Here is a 16,889-nt window from a genome sequence, read left to right as displayed (position 1 = left end):
GCGTCGGCTCAGCTGAAGGCGTCGCGCAGCCGGCCGAACACCGACCGGGTGCTCGGCTTGACGCTGCCGTCGGGCTTCTCCTCGCCGCGCAGGCGGGCGAGCTCGGCGAGCAGCTCCTCCTGGCGGTGGTCGAGGCGTGTGGGCGTCTCGACGGTGACGTTGACCACGAGGTCACCGCGCCCGGTCCCCCGCAGCGACGGGATGCCCCGGCCGCGCAGGAGGTGCTCGGCGCCCGACTGGGTGCCGGCGCGCAGCTCGAGGTCGTAGTGGGTCTCGAGGTCGGTCTTCGGCTCGGCCTCGGCGCCGACCAGGTCGGCCTCCAGGGTCGGCAGCCGCAGCGTCGTCCCCAGCGCGGCCGCGCTCATCGGGATCGTCACCGTGCAGTGCAGGTCCTGGCCGTGGCGGGTGAAGACGTCGTGGGCGGCGACCGAGATCTCGACGTACAGGTCGCCGGCGGGCCCGCCGCCGGGCCCGACCTCACCCTGCTCGGACAGCTGGACCCGGGTCCCGTCGTCCACGCCGGCGGGGATCTTGACGGTCAGCGTGCGGCGCGAGCGGACCCGGCCGTCGCCGGAGCACTCGCGGCAGGGCTCGGGGATGATCGACCCGTAGCCGCGGCAGGCCGCGCAGGGACGCAGCGTGCGGATCTCGCCGAGGAACGAGCGCTGCACGTGGGCCACCTCGCCGTGGCCGCGGCAGGTCTCGCAGGTCTTCGGCTGCGAGCCCTCGGCCGCGCCGTTGCCGCCGCACAGCCCGCAGGTGACCGCGGTGTCGACGGTCACCTCGCGGGTCACGCCGAACGCGGCCTCGGCGAGCTCGACCTCGACCCGGATGAGCGCGTCCTGGCCCCGACGCATGCGCGGACGCGGGCCGCGTCCCTGGCCGGGACCGCCCATGCCGCCGCCGCCCTGGCCGCCGAAGAAGGCGTCCATGATGTCGGTGAAGGAGAAGCCCGCGCCCTGGCCGAAGCCGCCGGCGGCGCCTCCCATCGGGTCCCCGCCACGGTCGTACGCCGCCCGCTTCTGCGGGTCCGACAGCACCTCGTAGGCCATCGAGACCTCCTTGAAGCGGTCCTGCGTCGCCTCGTCGGGGTTCACGTCGGGGTGCAGCTGCCGCGCGAGGCGCCGGTAGGCCTTCTTGATCTGGTCCGGCTCGGCGTCGCGGGGCACTCCGAGGAGCTCGTAGAGGTCCTGACTCACTGGTTCCTGGCTCTCGTGTCTGTCGGGGATGGTGCGGGTCTGGTGGTTCTCCGGCGCTCGATCGGCCGGTGGGCCGCGCCGGGGCGTTGGTCAGGCGTCGTCGAGGATGCGGGAGACGTAGCGGGCGACGCTGCGCACCGCGACCATCGTGCCCGGGTAGTCCATGCGGGTCGGGCCGACGATGCCCAGGGCGGCCGGCGCCTCGGCGGGCCCGTAACCGGTCGCGACGACGCTGGTCGACGACAGCTCGTGGTACGGGCCCTCGGCGCCGATCCTCACGGTGACCGCGCCGCCCGCCGTGGCCTCGCCGATCAGCTTGAGCAGCACCACGTGCTCCTCGAGCGCCTCGAGCAGGGGCCGGACGGCGGAGTCGAACGAGTCGCCGTACCGCGCGAGGTTGGCGGTCCCGCCGACGGCGATCCGGCCCTCGGCGCTGTGGTCGGACATGGCGTCGCCGAGCGCCTCGGCCACGCGTGTCGTGAGGGTGCGGTCCTCCTCGCGGACCTGACCGGGCAGGTCCGCGAGCGCGGCGGCGGCCTCCACGATCCGCTTGCCGACGACGGCCCCGAGCAGGCGCGGGCGGAGGTCGGCGACCCCGGCCTCGACGTCGTCCACGTCGGGGCCCCCGGCCGAGCCCTCCGCCAGCTCGACGACGCGCTGCTCGACGCGCCCGCTGGAGAGGATGAGGACGACGAGGAGCCGCGCGGGGGTGAGCGTGACGAGCTCGACGTGGCGGACCGTGCTGGAGGACAGCGTCGGGTACTGCACGACGGCGACCTGGCGGGTCAGCTGGCTGAGGAGCCGGACGCTGCGCTGCACGACGTCGTCGAGGTCGACGGCACCGTCGAGGAAGTTGGCGATCGCGCGGCGCTCGGGGGCCGACATCGGCTTCAGCGTCGTCAGCCGGTCGACGAACATCCGGTAGCCCTTGTCGGTGGGCACCCGCCCGGCGCTGGTGTGCGGCTGGGCGATCAGGCCCTCGTCCTCGAGCGCCGCCATGTCGTTGCGGACGGTCGCCGGGGACACGCCGAGCCGGTGGCGCTCGACGAGGGCGCGCGACCCCACGGGCTCCTCGGTGCGGACGTAGTCCTCCACGATCGCGCGGAGGACGGCCAGCCTCCGGTCCTCGACCATGCTGCACCTCCTTGCGACGACGGTCCACGACGGCGACCCACGACTCTGGCACTCCCGCGCGTCGAGTGCCAATCGTACCGGGCGTCGGCCGTCGGCCCCGGCACCTGCGGTCGAACCCTTGCGCCGGGACCCGTTGCATAGGTTAGGCTCACCTAAATTGTTGATCGGCGCTCTTCCGGAGGTACCCATGACGCTCACCGTCGGCACGCTGGACCCGACCGAGCTCGCCGGCCTCGCCCGCAGCGCGGTGTCCTGCCCGGCCGCGGCGAGCATGGTCGCCGAGGGCGTCGAGCACCTGCTGAACTCCGACGGGCTGAGCCTCTCCGAGCGGGACGGCGTCCCGACCTTCTGGTGCCACCGCGAGGCCCCGGTCGCCCTCGCCGCCCGCGAGCGTCGCAGCGCGCTGCTCCGCGTGACCGGGCCCGCGTCCGAGGACGGCGGCGACGGCGTGTCGGTCGTCATCGCCGGACGCCTCGCCGAGGAGGAGGTACCGGGGTCGTGCTGCGCCGACGCGCGCGTGGTCACGCTGACCCCCTCCCTGGTGGTGGTCCTCGAGCCCGCCGAGGACGGGTCGACCGCCCGGCGCACCGTCCCCCTCGCGCTCTACGCCGACTCCGCGCACCGCCTCAACGAGGGCTACCTGCGCCGCGCGACCCACCACGCCAACGAGTGCCACGCCGGCGAGCTCGTCACCTCCCTCGCGCTCGCCACCGGCGCCCCGCGCTCCGAGCTGATCGCCGCCTCGCTCGCCCACCTGACACCCGCCGGGGTCGAGGTCTGCTGGATCGACCTGGACGGCGCCCACACCCGCACGGTCTGGTTCTCCCGCACCGCGCGCACCCCCGCCGAGCTCTCGAACCTCCTGCGCCGCGAGCTGCACGCCGGCCTCATCTGAGCCGCGCCCCGGGCCCCGTAGGGTCGGGGGGTGCCCCAGGACCCGTCGTTCGTCGAGGTCGCCGACCGGGTCTGGGTACGGCGCCACGCCTGGTGCGACGTCTCGGTCACCGTCGTCGGCGGCGACCGCGGCCTGGTGGTCGTCGACACCCACGCCTCCGGGCCCGCGATGCGGGAGGTCCTGGCCGACCTCGGCTCGCTCGTCCCCGGCGCCGACGTCGTGGCCGTGGTGAACACCCACGCGCACTTCGACCACGTGCTCGGCAACCGCGCCGTGCGCGACGCGCACCCCGGCGTGCCGATCCACGCCCACGACGACGCAGCCGCCGCGCTGCCGGCGTACCTGGCCGACCTGCGCACCCACGTCCAGGGCGAGCCGCCCGACGCCCCGCACCGCGACGAGCTCCTCGAGAGCCTCGCCGACCCGGTGCTCCCCGACCACACGCTGTCGTCGGTGGGGATCGTGGACCTCGGGGACCGCGCCCTCGAGGTCGTCCACCCCGGCCGCGGCCACACCGGCGGGGACGTCGTCGTCCGGGTGCCCGACGCGGACGTCGTCCTCGCCGGCGACCTGGTGGAGTCCTCGGACCGGGAGGCCGCGACGCCCGGCCTCGGCCCCGACTCGTTCCCGCTCGAGTGGCCGCTGACCCTCGACTTCGTCCTGCAGCTCGTCACCCCGACCACCGTCGTCGTCCCCGGCCACGGGCCCGTCGTCGACCGGGCGTTCGTGCAGGACCAGCGCGCCGACCTCGGGATCCTCGCCGAGACCGCCCGCGACCTCGCCGGGCGCGGGATCCGCGTGGACGACGCGCTCGGGTCCGCCGAGTGGCCCTTCCCGGCCGACCGCCTCGGCGACGCCGTACGCCGGATCTACGAGCAGCTCCCCCGCGCCCAGAAGCGCCTTCCCCTCGTCTGAACCGACGGACCGGGCCCAGCCCCTGTCGGGTGTCGGCGGAAGCGTCTACGGTCCGAGCATGAGCGAATCCGGCAGCGAGCAGACCGAGCAGTCCCCGTCCCGCGACGAGGGCCAGCAGGGCATCCCCGACTCGGCGCTGCCGGAGGACGTGCGCCCGGCCGAGGACAACCCGCTCGCCGACCCGAACCACGAGATCGGCGGCGGTGGCGGGGACGACGAGGACGACCCCACCTCCTGACCCGACCCCGTGCCCGGCGGCGTGCCCTCCCCCGTCGGGGCGGTGCGCGGACCTAGCCTCGGCGGGTGAGCGACCGCTACGGGACCGACGTCCTCTCCACCGACTGGCGCAGGCCGAAGAACGGCCGTGCCGTCGAGACCCCGGCCGACCGCGGCCTCGTCGTCGAGGAGGTCACGACCGACTGGTGCGGCGAGGTGGTCGCGGTGGACCGCGACCTCGACACGGTGACCCTCGAGGACCGACGCCGGAAGCGGCGCACCTTCCCGCTCGGTCCCGGCTTCCTGCTGGAGGGCCGCCCGGTCGTGCTGACCGCCCCGGTCACGCAGCGCGCCCCCGAGCGTCCGACCCGCACCGCGTCGGGCTCGATCGCCGTCCACGACGCCCCCGCCCGTGTCGCCCGCCAGAGCCGGATCTTCGTCGAGGGCCGCCACGACGCGGAGCTCGTCGAGAAGGTGTGGGGCGACGACCTGCGCGTCGAGGGCGTGGTCGTCGAGTACCTCGGCGGCGTCGACGACCTCGCCGCCGAGCTGCGTGACTTCAGGCCGGGCCCGCAGCGCCGGGTCGGCGTCCTCGTCGACCACCTCGTGCGCGGGTCGAAGGAGAGCCGCATCGCGGACGCCGTACGCCGCTCCGACGTGGGCGCGCACGTGCTGATCGTCGGCCACCCGTTCATCGACATCTGGGCCGCGGTGAAGCCGCAGCGCCTCGGCAAGGAGGCCTGGCCCGACGTCCCCCGCGGCGAGGAGTGGAAGAAGGGCGTCTGCCAGCGGATGGGCTGGCCCCACCGCGGCCAGGCCGACATCGCCCGCGCCTGGAAGCACATCCTCGGCGGCGTCCGCGGCTTCCAGGACCTCGACCCGGCCCTGCTCGGGCGGGTCGAGGAGCTCATCGACTTCGTCACCGCCCCGACCCCGAGGAACGAGGGGTCGTAGGGCGGGGAGGTCGAGCAGCCGCGCGACCGAGCCTGCGAGGTCGCGACCGGCGTGTCGAGACCCGGTGAGACGAACGCCGGCCTCGCCGACCACCGCACGGCGAGACGACCACCTCCATCGCACCGGGTCTCGTGGCTCGGGCCTGGCGGCCCTCGCACCTCGACCTCCGACCAGGAGGTCAGGGCAGCAGGTCCCGCACGACGGCGTCGGCCAGGAGCCGCCCGTCGCGGGTGAGGACCAGCCGGTCGTCGTGCCGTACGACGAGCCCGCGCGCGACGACGTCGTCGACGGCGGCGGGGTCGGCGAGGTCGAGGGGCAGGCCGGAGCGGTGGCGCAGCTCGAGCATGACGCGCTCGAGGTGGCGGTCCTCGTCGGTCAGGGTCTCCCGGCCGGCCGCCGGCGACTCCCCCGCGGCGAGACGGCCGGACCAGGCGGTGGGGTGCTTGACGTTCCACCAGCGCTCGCCGGCGACGTGGGAGTGGGCGCCGGGGCCGACGCCCCACCAGTCGGCACTCGCCCAGTACAGCTCGTTGTGCCGGCAGCGGGCGGCCGGCGTCCGCGCCCAGTTCGACACCTCGTACCACTCCAGCCCGTCGGCGGTGAGCAGCTCGTCGGCGAGGAGGTACTTGTCGGCGAGGTCGTCCTCCTCCGGCGCGGCGACGGCGCCGGAGCGGACCTGGCGGGCGAGGCGCGTGCCGGACTCGACGATGAGCGAGTACGCCGACACGTGGTCGGGTGCGCTCTCGAGGGCGGCCTCCAGGGAGGTCCGCCAGTCGGCCAGCGACTCCCCCGCGGTGCCGTAGATGAGGTCGAGGCTGACCTGCTCGAACCCTGCCTCGCGCGCCCAGGCGACGGCCCGGGCGACGTTGGCGGGGTCGTGGGTGCGCTCCAGGACGGCGAGCACGTGGGGCACCGCGGACTGCATCCCGAACGAGATCCGGGTGAAGCCGCCCTCGCGGAGCGCGGCGAGGGACGCGGGCGTGACGCTGTCGGGGTTCGCCTCCGTGGTGACCTCGGCCCCCGGGGCGAGCCCGAACCGGTCCCCGACCGCGCCGAGGACCCGCACGAGGTCCTCCGGCGGCATCAGCGTCGGGGTGCCACCGCCGAAGAAGACCGTCTCGACCTCCCGCGGGCCCAGTGCGGCCACGGCGAGGTCGACCTCGGCCTCGGCGTACGTCGCCCACTGCGCCTGCGCTCCCCCGCCGCCGAGCTCGGTGGCGGTGTAGGTGTTGAAGTCGCAGTAGCCGCAGCGGGTCGCGCAGAACGGGACGTGGACGTACACCCCGAACGACATGGGTCCATCCTCCCCGGCGCCGACAACGCCGGGGAGGGCACCCGGGTGGGAGCCGTCAGCCGGCGTACAGCGCGTCGATGCGGGCCGACTGGGTCGACTCCACGACGTTGCGCTTGACCTTCATCGACGGCGTGAGCTCACCCGACTCGACCGTGAGGTCGTGGTCGAGGATGTCCCACTTCTTGATGGTCTCCCAGCGGTTCAGGCGGGCGTTGAGCTGGTCGACGTACTCGCCGACCATCTTCTTCGCCGCGTCAGAGCCCACGATCTCGGCGTACGACGACCCGACCAGGCCGTTCTCATCGGCCCAGCCTTGGATCTGCTCGGGGTCGAGCGCGACGAGCGCGACGCAGTAGTTGCGGTCGTTGCCGAAGACCAGGAACTGGCTGGCGTAGGGGCACAGCGCCTTGAACTGCGCCTCGATGGCCGACGGGGCGACGTACTTGCCGCCGGAGGTCTTGAAGAGGTCCTTGATGCGGCCGGTGATGGTGAGGAACCCGTCCGCGTCGAGCGAGCCCTTGTCGCCGGTGCGCAGCCAGCCGTCCTCGGTCAGCGTCTCGGCGGTCGCCTCGGGCATGTTGTGGTAGCCGTTCATGACGCCGGGGCCCTTGATCTGGACCTCGTCGCCGTCGCCCAGCCGGACCTGCGTGCCGGCCACCGCGGGGCCGACGGTGCCGAACTTGTAGTGGTCGGGGTGGTTCACGAACGAGCCGGCGGCGGTCTCGGTGAGGCCGTAGCCCTCGAGGATGAGGATGCCGGCGGCGTGGAACCACTCGGCGATGTCCTTGTTGAGCGCCGCGGCGCCGGAGATGAAGAACCGGACGCGACCGCCGAAGCGGGCGCGGACCTTCGAGAAGACGAGCTTGTCGAAGAGGGCGTACTGGAGCTTGAGCGGCAGCGGGACCGGCTTGCCGGCGAGCTCGAGGGCCTTGACCTTGCGCCCGACCGCGAAGGCCTGGGTGGCGATCTTCTCCTTGGCCCCGCCCTCGCTGGCCGTCATCACGGTGATCCGCGAGTAGGCCTTCTCGAAGATGCGCGGCGCGGCGCCCATGAAGGTCGGCCTCACCACGGCGAGGTTGTCGATGATCTTGTCGACGCGACCGTCGACGGCCGTCGCGAAGCCGCACGCCATCTGCGTCGACAGCAGCACCTTGCCGAACGAGTGCGCCATCGGCAGCCAGAGGAACTGCAGGTCGTCGGGGCCGAGGATGTCCTGGGCCTTGATGGCCTCGCCCTCATAGACCCACGACCGGTGCGTCAGCCGGACGCCCTTGGGGCGACCCGTCGTGCCGGAGGTGTAGATGAGGGTGGCGAGGTCGTCCGGGCCGGTGGCCGCGACGCGGTCCTTGACGGTGCCTGGCTCGCGGTCCAGCAGCTCGTTGCCCAGGCGGCGCAGGTCGTCGAGCGCGATGACCCAGTCGCCGTCGGTGGTGCCGCTGAAGGTCACGACCTTGGAGACGAGGGGCAGGTCGGAGCGCCGCTCACGGAGCTTGGCGATCTGCTCGTCGTCCTCGGCGAAGACGACGCGGCTCTCCGAGTCGCCGAGGATGTACGCCGTGTCCTCGGTGTTCGTCGTCGGGTAGACCGTCGTGGTCGCGGCTCCGGAGGCCATGATGGCGAGGTCGGCCAGGATCCACTCGTAGCGCGTGCCCGAGGCGATGCCGACGCGCTGCTCGGGGGTGATCCCCAGGCTGACGAGGCCGGCGGCGAGCACGGAGACGTCGTCCCCCGCCTGCTTCCAGGTGACCGACTCCCAGGCCTCCCCGACGGGGAACCGGAAGGCCTCGGCGCCCGGCGCCACGGCGACCCGGTCGAAGAACTGGACGGCGACGTTGGTGGGCAGGTGATCGACGAAGGACGCGTCCTGCGTGGTCGTCATGGGTCTCCCTCTCCGGCGCCGGCGCGAGCCGGCGGGGCCTGTGTTGCTGGGTAACCTAGATCACGCCGCAACTCACCGGTAACACGCCGTCGCTAACCTTTCGGCATCGACTCATCGGCCCGCCACCGTGCGCGGGACGCCCTAGGAGCTGAGCAGCGTGTGCGGCATCGCCGTGGTCCACGAGTTCGATCCCACCCCCGAGCGTCTGGCAACGGCCTGTGAGATCGGTGAGCGCATGCTGTCGCCGATCGCCCACCGCGGGCCCGACGGGCAGGGGTCCCGCCTCGTCGGCTCCACCTGGCTGGGCCACACCCGGCTGGCGATCGTCGACCTCGCCGGCGGCAGACAGCCGATGACCTCCGCGGACGGCGGCACCGTGGCCGGCCGCTGGGTGGCCGCCAACGGCGAGATCTACAACCACGACGACCTCCGCGACCAGCTCGGCGGGCCGTTCGCGACCTCCTCGGACTCCGAGGTGATCCTCCACGTCGTCGCCGCCCGCGGGCTCGACGGCATCCACGACCTCCGGGGCATGTACGCCTTCGCGGTCGCCGCCGAGGACGGCACCGACGACGGCACCGACGACGGCGGGGAGGGGGACGGCGGACTCGTGCTCGCCCGCGACCCCCTCGGCGTGAAGCCCCTCTACTGGGCCCGGTACGACGGCCGGCTGCTCGCCGCCTCCGAGCTCGGCGCCTTCCCGCCCGAGGTCCGGCCCGCGGTCGAGGAGTTCCCGCCGGGCCACCACTGGACCCCGCGCACCGGGCTGCAGCCCTTCGTCGACCTCCGCACCGACCCGTTGGGCACCGACGAGCCGGTCGGGCCGTCGTACACGACGCGGGAGGAGGCGCACGCCGCCATCCGCGGGACGCTGGTCGAGGCGGTACGGGCGCGGATGATGGCCGACGTCCCGATCGGCGTCTTCCTCTCCGGTGGCCTCGACTCCAGCCTCGTCGCGGCGATCATGGTCCGCGAGATCGAGCACGTGTCGGGTCCCGGCACCGTGGTCCGGTCGTTCGCGGCGGGGACGCCGGACAGCCCGGACCTCGTCGCGGCCCGCCGGGTCGCGGCGTACCTCGGCACCGAGCACCACGAGCGGGTCTACACCGACGACGAGGTGATCGACGTGCTGCCGGCCGTCGTCCGCTCGATCGAGTCCTACGAGCCGTCGCTGGTGCGCTCCGCCGTGCCGAACTACCTGCTCTCCGAGCTGGCCGCGCAGCACGTGAAGGTCGTGCTGACCGGGGAGGGCGCCGACGAGCTGTTCGCCGGCTACCACCACCTCCGCGAGCTGGACGAGGCCGCACTGGCCGACGCCCTGGTCGAGGGGGTGCAGGTCCTGCACCACCTCAACCTGCAGCGCGCGGACCGGGTGAGCATGGCGTTCGGACTGGAGGCCCGGGTGCCGTTCCTGGCCCGCGAGATGCTCGCCGTCGCGCAGCGCGTGCCCGTGGCGTGGAAGCTGCTCGGCGAGGACGGTCAGGAGCAGGCGCAGGAGAAGGCGATCCTCCGCGAGGCGTTCGCCGGGTGGCTGCCGGACTCCGTGCTGTGGCGCCGCAAGGAGCAGTTCGGGGACGGCTCGGGCACCGCCGACGTGATGACCCGCCGCGCCGAGGCGTTCGTGCCCGACGACGAGTGGGAGTCCGTGCGCCTCGAGGGCCTGCCGTCGGCGCGCAGCCGCGAGGAGCTCGGCTACCAGCGCATCTTCGCCGACCACCTCGGCGGCATCCGCGCCGAGCAGGTGCTCGGGAGGTTCGCGACCGCCTGAGCCTCGGTTGTGAGGGCTCAGCCCAGCGCGGCGACGAGGGACTCCTCGAGCCGGTCCACGCCGAGGTGCAGGTCGTCGGAGCTGATGGTCAGCGGCGGGGCGATCCGGAAGATCCCGCCCATGCCGGGCAGCTGGACGATGTTGACGTGCAGGCCGCGCTCCAGGCAGCCGGCGGTGACCGCGCGCCCGAGCTCGTCGGCCGGTGCGCGGCTGGCCTTGTCGGTGACGAGCTCGAGGCCCTGCAGCAGGCCTCGGCCGCGGACGTCGCCGACGACGTCGTACCGCTCGTGCAGGTCGGCGAGGCGCTCGCCGAGCTCCTTGCCGAGCACCTGGGCGCGGGTGACGAGGTCGTCGCGCTCGACCACGTCGAGCACGGTGAGCGCGACGGAGGCCGCCAGCGGGTCGGAGACGTGGGTGGTGAAGAAGAGGAACCCGCGCTCGTGGCAGGCCTCCTCGATCGCCGCGCTCGTCATGACCGCGGCGACCGGGAGGCCGGCGCCGAGGGTCTTCGACAGGGTCAGGATGTCGGGGACGACGCCGTCGCGCTCGAAGGCGTACATCGTGCCGGTGCGCCCGACCCCGGTCTGCGCCTCGTCGAGGATCAGCAGCGTCCCGCGCCGCTCGCAGTGGTCCTTGAGCCGTCGCAGGTAGCCCTCGGGGAGCTCGATGATCCCGCCGGAGGACAGGATGGGCTCGACGATGCAGGCCGCCGGCGACCCGGTCGACTGCTGGTCGACGAGGCCGAAGCCGAAGTCGAGCTCGGTCTCCCAGTCGTGGCTGCCGTCGGGGTGCCGGAACGGCGAGCGGTAGGCGTTCGGGGTCGGGAGCACGAGGCTGCCGGGCATCGCGGGGCCGTAGCCCTTGCGACCGGCCGAGAAGGTGGTGGCGCGCGCCCCGGTGGTCATGCCGTGCCAGGACCGGTCGAAGGCGACGACCTCGTGGCGGCCGGTGACGAGCTTGGCCATCGCGATCGCGGCCTCGTTCGACTCCGCGCCGGTGGTCAGCAGCAGCATCCGCTCGAGCGGGTCGGGCAGCGTGCCGGCGAGGCGCACGCCGAGGTCGACGACGGGGCGGCTGAGCATCCCCGAGAACAGGTGGTCCAGCGTGGCCACCGACTCGCTGACGGTGCGGACCACGTCGGGATGGGAGTGCCCGAGGACGGCGCTCATCTGCCCGGAGGTGAAGTCGAGGATCGCGCGACCCTCCTCGTCGTGCACCCACGAGCCCTCGGCGCGGGCGATGACGCGCGGCGTGAACGCTCCGCCGTACCGGACCAGGTGCCGCTCGGCCTGGGTCCAGAAGTCGTCTCCGGTCACGTCCCGCTCCTGCTCTCGCCGGCCCCGTCGGAGGCCCCTCGGCGCCCATGATGCCCGGGTGGGACCCTGCTCGTCGTGCAGGACCTGACGCGCGCCTCCGCGGGCCGCATCGCGCGCGCCGTACGCCGCGGCGAGACCTCGGCGACCGAGGTCGCCGAGGCCCACCTGCGCGCGGTCGAGCAGGTCGACCCGGACCTCTCCGCCTTCGTGGCGGTCGACCCGGACCGGGTGCTCGTGCAGGCGGCCACGGTCGACGCGCGGCGCGCGGCGGGGCACGGGCTGGGCCCGCTGGCCGGGGTGCCCGTGAGCGTGAAGGACAACCTCGACGTCGCCGGTGAGGTGACGGCCTGCAGCTCGGCGGCCCACGACGGCGTGCCCGCGGCGTACGACGCCCCGGCGGTCGCGCGGCTGCGCGCGGCGGACGCCGTGCTGCTGGGTCGCACGAACATGGACGAGCTCGCCATGGGCGCCTCCACGCAGACGTCGGTCACGAGGCCGTCCCGCAACCCCCACGACCGGCGCCGCAGCCCCGGCGGCAGCAGCGGCGGGGCCGCGGTGTCGGTGGCGGCCGGCATGGCGACCCTGGCGGTCGGCACCGACACCGGCGGCTCCGTGCGCGAGCCCGCGTCGCAGTGCGGGGTCGTCGGGATGGCGCCCTCCCCCGGGCTCGTCCCGCTCGACGGGGTCGTGCCGTTCGCGCCGCGTCTCGACCGGGTGGGCCCGCTCGGGCGGTCGGTCGGCGACGTCCGTCGGCTGCTGCACGTGCTCGCCGGGTCGCCGACGCCCGCCGAGCTGCCGGTGCGCCGCGACGAGCCCCTGCGGGTGGGGATCGTCGACGAGCTCTCGGGCCGGGTGAACCAGGACGGCGTGCTGCGGTGCTTCGACGGCGTGCTCGACGCGCTGGTCGACCTGGGCGTCGACGTCGTCCGCGAGCTGGTGCCGGAGGGGCCGCGCGGCCTGGCGTCGTACATGTCGCTGACCTCGGCGGCCTGCGTGCCCGTGCTGGAGCCCTGGGTGGCCACCGGGCGCGCCGGCGAGGAGGTCGAGCGGCGGGTGGCCATCGGCCGCGAGCTGCTCACCACGGCCGCCGGCCAGGACGAGCTCGACCGCGCCGAGCACGTCCGTCGGCGCCTGCGCCTGCAGGTGGCGCGGGCCCTGCAGACCTGCGACGTGCTGCTGTGCCCGACGATGCCGACCACCGCTCCCCTGCTGGCCGGCGAGCTGACCCCCGAGGAGCTCGCCGACCCGATGGCGGCGCCGTACACCGACTGCTGGACCGTCGTCGCCAACCTCGTCGGCGTCCCGGCGCTCAGCGTGCCCGCCGGGTTCTCGGTCGTCGACGGCATGCCGGTCGGCGCGATGCTCATGGGCGCCGCCGGTGCCGACGCGACCCTGCTCGCCCTCGGCGCCCGCCTCGAGCACGCCCTCGCCCTGCCCCGGTAGCCCGAGTCGGCCCGAACGCACTCCCCAGCACCGCCGAGTCGGCCCGAACGCACCTCGCACAGCCCTCGAGTCGGCCCGAACGAACGTCTCCAGGACCCCCGGCCCAGGACTCCGAGCCGACTCGGCGCCCCCAGCGGGTGCGTTCGGGCCGACTCGGCGCCCCCAGCAGGTGCGTTCGGGCCGACTCGGCGTCCCCAGCAGGTGCGTTCGGGCCGACTCGGCGCCCCCAGCGGGTGCGTTCGAGCCGACTCGGCGCCCCCAGCGGGTGCGTTCGGGCCGACTCGGCGCTAGTCCTGGACGGCCTTGGCGACGGTGACGCAGCGGGTGATCCAGTCGCGCTCGCCGCGCTCGAGGGCGCGGTCCTGGGCCCGGGCGTCGTCGATCGTCCACAGCGCGTTGTGCACCATCCGGACGACGACCCAGTCGCGGGCCCGGTGCTCGTCGAGGCCGCCGACGTCGACGAGGGTGTGGAAGCGGCGGCGCAGGCCGTCCCTCACCGAGTCGTACGCCGACCCCCCGAGCTCGTCCATCCGGTTCCACAGCATCGGGGCGGGCTCGTAGTGCCGGTCGCCCGCCAGCGGCTTGGGGTCGATGACGAGCCACGGCTCCGCCTCGGAGCGGCCGGCGAGCACGTTGCCGTAGTGCAGGTCGCCGTGCAGGAGCACGGGGTCCTCCCCGCCGGGGGCGAGGAGGTCCGGGGTGAGGGACCGCGCCTGCTCCACGAGTCGTCGCGGCAGCGGGGCGTCGCGTGGCAGGTCGCCGAGGCGTGCGTCGTCGCGCTCGACGACGGACGCCAGGGTCGTCAGCTGCGGCAGCGCGGGGACGTGGACGCCGGCGTACAGGCCCGCGACGACCTCGCAGGCCTCGACGTCCCAGGCGTCGCCGAGGTCGTGCGGGCCGATCCGCTCCAGCAGCAGCGCGCGCCGCCGTGGGTCGGCGCGCAGCAGGCGGACGGCGCCGGTGCCGTCCCACCGCCGCAGCGCGAGGTGCTCCAGGGCGGACTCGTCGTCGCCGTCGAAGCTCACCTTGAGCGCCGCGGGCCCGTCCGGGCCCCTCACGGGCAGCACCAGGGAGCAGAACCCGTGCAGCGGGTCGCCGTCGGGCCGCAGCGACCACTCCGCCAACAGGGTCGACGTGAGAGCCGGAAGACGGTCGAGCCAGGCCGCCCAGTCCTCCCCCAGCCGACGCCGGTCGGCCAGCCCGGCCGGGACGTCGATCACGAGCCCGCCGGCTGGTCGGCGAGGTAGCGACCGGGGGTGAGGCCGGTGACGGTGCGGAAGTCGTGGGTGAAGTGGGCCTGGTCGGTGTACCCGAGCTCCGCCGCCATGGCGGCCAACGAGGTCTCCCCCGCCTTGAGCCGCTCGACCGCGTCGTGCAGGCGCCGCCGCTGGAGGAGCCACTTCGGCGTGATGCCGACGCGGCGGGTCACCAGCCGTTGCAGGGTGCGCTCGGTCAGGCCGCAGGCCTCGGCGAGGTCGACCACGCGGGCGTCGACCGGCAGCGTCGCGACGAGGTCGACGACCCGGTTGACCGCCACGCCCTCCTCGTCGAGGGGCAGCAGGCCAGCCAGCGCGCCCTCGTACGCCGCGATCGCCGTGCGGTGCGACGCCTCGGCGCCCGGGTCGTCGGTCATGGCGTCCCGTACCCCGGCGACGAGCGCGGGCCCGTCCAGACCCGGCAGTCCGTCGATCGGCCGGTCGCCGTCCACGAGCGGCGCCACCGACCCGTCGACGAGCAGCGACCCGGCCGCGGGTCGGAGCAGGACGCCGACGGCCCAGCCGTCGCCCTCCAGCGTCACGCTCGACGCGCCACGGGCGACGCCGTACAGCCGGGCGTACGCCGGCGTGACGACGAGCAGGCAGACCGGGTGCTGCAGCGTGGTCTGGGTCTGCGGCGAGGGCAACGACCACACCGGCACCCAGTAGCGCGACACGAGCCCGGCCACCGCCGGCGAGGCCGAGTAGCGCGCGATCGGCGGTGTGGGCCGGCTGCGCCCGGTCAGGTGCGCGCGGTCGACCGGATCGATCCGGTCGACGTCGGGGGCGGGCACGTGTCGGATTATCACAAGCCCGCCGTCGGCGACCGGCCCTACGGTCGTCGGATGACCACGACCGAGACCGCCGGCGGCAGCGCCGCCGCCTTCCGCGACCGCGCCGACCGCTTCAGCGCCGCCCTCGACCGGGCCGGTGGCCACCACGACGCCCCCACCCCCTGCGAGGGCTGGACGGTGGCCGACGTCGTCGACCACGTCATCGACACCGAGCGCGACTTCCTCGCCCGCCACGGACTGACCGTCCCGGCGCCGTCGGGTGACGACCCGGCCGCCCGCTGGCGCGCGCACGCCCGCGCGATGGCCGTCGTGCTGACCGACGACGTCGCCGCCCGCACCTACGACGGGTTCTTCGGGCCGACCACGATCGGCGCCACCATGGCCGACTTCTACGGCTGGGACCTCGAGATCCACGCCTGGGACGTCGCCGTCGCCGCGGGAGCGTCGTACGAGGTCCCCGACGCGGACGCCCTCTCCGCCCTCGCCGACGGCTGGGGACCCGCGCTCCACAGCGAGGGCATCTGCGGGCCGCCCGTGAGCGTGCCGGACGACGCCTCCGCCTCCGACCGGCTGCTCGGGAGGCTGGGCCGCGACCCGCACTGGGGCCCAGACTCGGGGGCGTGACCACCTGGGACGACCTCGGCGCCCGCGCCCTCGCCCGCCAGCTCCCCGCGGACGTCGTACCGCCGGCCGACCCGGCGCAGGTCGCCGCCGCGCTGCGCCGGACCGGGGCGATCCAGTCGCAGACCGCGCGGTCGACATTCCTCGGCATGGCCGCACGGTTCCCCGGTGTCACCCACGCGGCGATCACCGACGCGTTCGAGGCCGGCGCGATCCTGCGCGGCAGCACGCTCCGCGGGACCGTCCACACCGTCGCCGCGGAGGACCACCCCCTGCACGAGGCCGTCACCCGGATGGCCCGTCGCAGGGACGTCGCGCGCGTGCTGCGGCCCCAGCGCTTCACGGTCGACGAGCTGTGGTCGGAGCTCGAGTCGTACGCCGCGTCCGAGCCGCGCACCGCGGACGACCTGCACACCCACCTGGCCGCCTGGGTCGGCGGGCGCGACGGACGCGACCCCGACGAGGTGCGGGCGAGCATCGGCCGGTCGCTGTCCTACACCCATGGGGGGCTCGTCCGGCGCCCGCTCAGCGGCGGGTGGGAGGGCCAGGGGCGCGCGGGCTACACGACCTCGGTGGCACCGGAGCGGGGCCGTCGGCTCACCGACCCCGACGTCGTCGCCGACCTGGTGCGTGCTCATCTCACCGCGCACGGGCCGGCGAGCCGGCAGGACCTCGCCTGGTGGGCCGGGGTCACGCTCGGCACCGTCGACGCCGCCCTGGAACGGCTGTCCCTCGACGGGGAGGAGGGCCCGGACGGTCGGGTCTACGTCGACCTCCCCGACGCCCCGCCTGCCGTGGCCGACACGGGCGTCCGTCTGCTCCCCGAGTTCGACGCGTTCATGTGCGCCTACGAGCCCTCGTCGCGCACCCGCTTCGCCGACCCCGCCCACCACGGACGACTGTGGAACCAGGCCAACGCCACGGTCCTGCCGCCGCTCCTGGTCGACGGCCGGATCACCGGCTACTGGCGCGCCATGGGCTCGGCCCGTCGGCGTCCGCTCGAGGTCACCTGGTTCGCCCGCACCCGCCGTCCCCGGAAGGGCGACCTCGACGCACCCGTCGCGGCGGTCGAGGCGGCGCTAGGCATCACCATCACCGACGTCACGCTGACGCGGGAGGCCGTCTGAGCCGGGCGCGGACGGTGTCCGCTCGGGCAGGCTCCACCTGTCGGAGCGAAACTTTCCACTTGCACCACCGGAAAGTTC

15 protein-coding genes are annotated in these 16,889 nt (G+C 74.5%); 8 read left to right on the top strand and 7 right to left on the bottom strand.

Going from position 1 to position 16,889, the window contains the following annotated elements; genetic code table 11:
* Nucleotides 1-8: 8 nt before the first annotated feature.
* Nucleotides 9-1,199, bottom strand: coding sequence for a molecular chaperone DnaJ (dnaJ, locus tag Q0858_RS04965; RefSeq protein WP_299051629.1), 1,191 nt, complete (start codon nt 1,197-1,199; stop codon nt 9-11).
* Nucleotides 1,200-1,289: 90 nt separating this feature from the next.
* Nucleotides 1,290-2,333, bottom strand: a complete 1,044-nt coding sequence (hrcA, locus tag Q0858_RS04960; protein ID WP_299051627.1) for a heat-inducible transcriptional repressor HrcA — start codon at nt 2,331-2,333, stop codon at nt 1,290-1,292.
* 187 nt (nt 2,334-2,520) lie between these two features.
* On the opposite strand from hrcA, the gene Q0858_RS04955 reads away from it, so the two are divergent.
* The 4 genes from Q0858_RS04955 to Q0858_RS04940 all read left to right on the top strand — a co-directional run bounded on the left by Q0858_RS04955 (nt 2,521) and on the right by Q0858_RS04940 (nt 5,313).
* Nucleotides 2,521-3,228 (top strand): hypothetical protein, encoded by a 708-nt coding sequence (locus Q0858_RS04955; RefSeq protein ID WP_299051625.1) that lies wholly within the window; start codon nt 2,521-2,523, stop codon nt 3,226-3,228.
* A 30-nt stretch (nt 3,229-3,258) separates the two neighbouring features.
* Complete coding sequence (locus Q0858_RS04950; protein WP_299051623.1) at nt 3,259-4,143, top strand: MBL fold metallo-hydrolase; 885 nt, start codon at nt 3,259-3,261, stop codon at nt 4,141-4,143.
* Nucleotides 4,144-4,201: 58 nt separating this feature from the next.
* Complete coding sequence (locus Q0858_RS04945) at nt 4,202-4,381, top strand: hypothetical protein (protein WP_299051622.1); 180 nt, start codon at nt 4,202-4,204, stop codon at nt 4,379-4,381.
* Between the two features lie 65 nt (nt 4,382-4,446).
* The gene (locus Q0858_RS04940) at nt 4,447-5,313 is read left to right on the top strand and encodes a DUF3097 domain-containing protein (RefSeq protein ID WP_299051620.1); all 867 of its coding nucleotides are present in this window, start codon (nt 4,447-4,449) and stop codon (nt 5,311-5,313) included.
* Between the two features lie 178 nt (nt 5,314-5,491).
* Here Q0858_RS04940 and hemW read toward each other — a convergent pair whose 3' ends face one another.
* Complete coding sequence (hemW, locus tag Q0858_RS04935; RefSeq protein ID WP_299051618.1) at nt 5,492-6,607, bottom strand: radical SAM family heme chaperone HemW; 1,116 nt, start codon at nt 6,605-6,607, stop codon at nt 5,492-5,494.
* 55 nt (nt 6,608-6,662) lie between these two features.
* Nucleotides 6,663-8,486 (bottom strand): long-chain fatty acid--CoA ligase, encoded by a 1,824-nt coding sequence (locus tag Q0858_RS04930; protein WP_299051616.1) that lies wholly within the window; start codon nt 8,484-8,486, stop codon nt 6,663-6,665.
* A gap of 157 nt (nt 8,487-8,643) precedes the next feature.
* Here Q0858_RS04930 and asnB point away from each other — a divergent pair, with 157 nt between their 5' ends.
* The gene (gene asnB, locus Q0858_RS04925; RefSeq protein ID WP_366915987.1) at nt 8,644-10,254 is read left to right on the top strand and encodes an asparagine synthase (glutamine-hydrolyzing); all 1,611 of its coding nucleotides are present in this window, start codon (nt 8,644-8,646) and stop codon (nt 10,252-10,254) included.
* 17 nt (nt 10,255-10,271) lie between these two features.
* Here the strand turns inward: asnB and Q0858_RS04920 are convergent, their stop codons facing one another.
* A complete protein-coding gene (locus Q0858_RS04920) occupies nt 10,272-11,570 on the bottom strand; it encodes an aspartate aminotransferase family protein (protein ID WP_299051614.1) in 1,299 nt (432 codons plus the stop codon).
* 75 nt (nt 11,571-11,645) lie between these two features.
* Here Q0858_RS04920 and Q0858_RS04915 point away from each other — a divergent pair, with 75 nt between their 5' ends.
* Nucleotides 11,646-13,013, top strand: a complete 1,368-nt coding sequence (locus tag Q0858_RS04915; protein WP_299051613.1) for an amidase — start codon at nt 11,646-11,648, stop codon at nt 13,011-13,013.
* Between the two features lie 287 nt (nt 13,014-13,300).
* Here the strand turns inward: Q0858_RS04915 and Q0858_RS04910 are convergent, their stop codons facing one another.
* Nucleotides 13,301-14,233, bottom strand: a complete 933-nt coding sequence (locus Q0858_RS04910; protein ID WP_299051612.1) for an aminoglycoside phosphotransferase family protein — start codon at nt 14,231-14,233, stop codon at nt 13,301-13,303.
* Complete coding sequence (locus tag Q0858_RS04905; protein WP_299051610.1) at nt 14,230-15,063, bottom strand: helix-turn-helix domain-containing protein; 834 nt, start codon at nt 15,061-15,063, stop codon at nt 14,230-14,232. The genes Q0858_RS04910 and Q0858_RS04905 overlap by 4 nt, the downstream gene beginning before the upstream one ends.
* Before the next feature lie 51 nt (nt 15,064-15,114).
* On the opposite strand from Q0858_RS04905, the gene Q0858_RS04900 reads away from it, so the two are divergent.
* Together Q0858_RS04900 and Q0858_RS04895 are read left to right on the top strand one after the other, a co-directional pair.
* Entirely contained in the window at nt 15,115-15,687 is a 573-nt protein-coding gene (locus Q0858_RS04900) for a maleylpyruvate isomerase family mycothiol-dependent enzyme (RefSeq protein ID WP_299051609.1), read from the top strand.
* The gene (locus Q0858_RS04895) at nt 15,684-16,811 is read left to right on the top strand and encodes a winged helix DNA-binding domain-containing protein (RefSeq protein ID WP_299051607.1); all 1,128 of its coding nucleotides are present in this window, start codon (nt 15,684-15,686) and stop codon (nt 16,809-16,811) included. The genes Q0858_RS04900 and Q0858_RS04895 overlap by 4 nt, the downstream gene beginning before the upstream one ends.
* The last annotated feature ends 78 nt before the right edge of the window (nt 16,812-16,889 follow it).

Origin of the sequence: uncultured Nocardioides sp., from assembly GCF_947489365.1 — a bacterium.
Classification (GTDB): Bacteria; Actinomycetota; Actinomycetes; order Propionibacteriales; family Nocardioidaceae; genus Nocardioides.
The sequence above is the reverse complement of the archived record's forward strand: the minus strand, read 5'-3'. Positions and strand labels throughout refer to the sequence as shown.

Coding starts and splice junctions, on each gene's coding strand:
- hemW (WP_299051618.1), bottom strand. CDS start 6,607: ATGTCGTTCGGGGTGTACGTCCACGTCCCGTTCTGCGCGACCCGCTGC.
- hrcA (WP_299051627.1), bottom strand. CDS start 2,333: ATGGTCGAGGACCGGAGGCTGGCCGTCCTCCGCGCGATCGTGGAGGAC.
- Q0858_RS04930 (WP_299051616.1), bottom strand. CDS start 8,486: ATGACGACCACGCAGGACGCGTCCTTCGTCGATCACCTGCCCACCAAC.
- Q0858_RS04900 (WP_299051609.1), top strand. CDS start 15,115: ATGACCACGACCGAGACCGCCGGCGGCAGCGCCGCCGCCTTCCGCGAC.
- Q0858_RS04945 (WP_299051622.1), top strand. CDS start 4,202: ATGAGCGAATCCGGCAGCGAGCAGACCGAGCAGTCCCCGTCCCGCGAC.
- Q0858_RS04955 (WP_299051625.1), top strand. CDS start 2,521: ATGACGCTCACCGTCGGCACGCTGGACCCGACCGAGCTCGCCGGCCTC.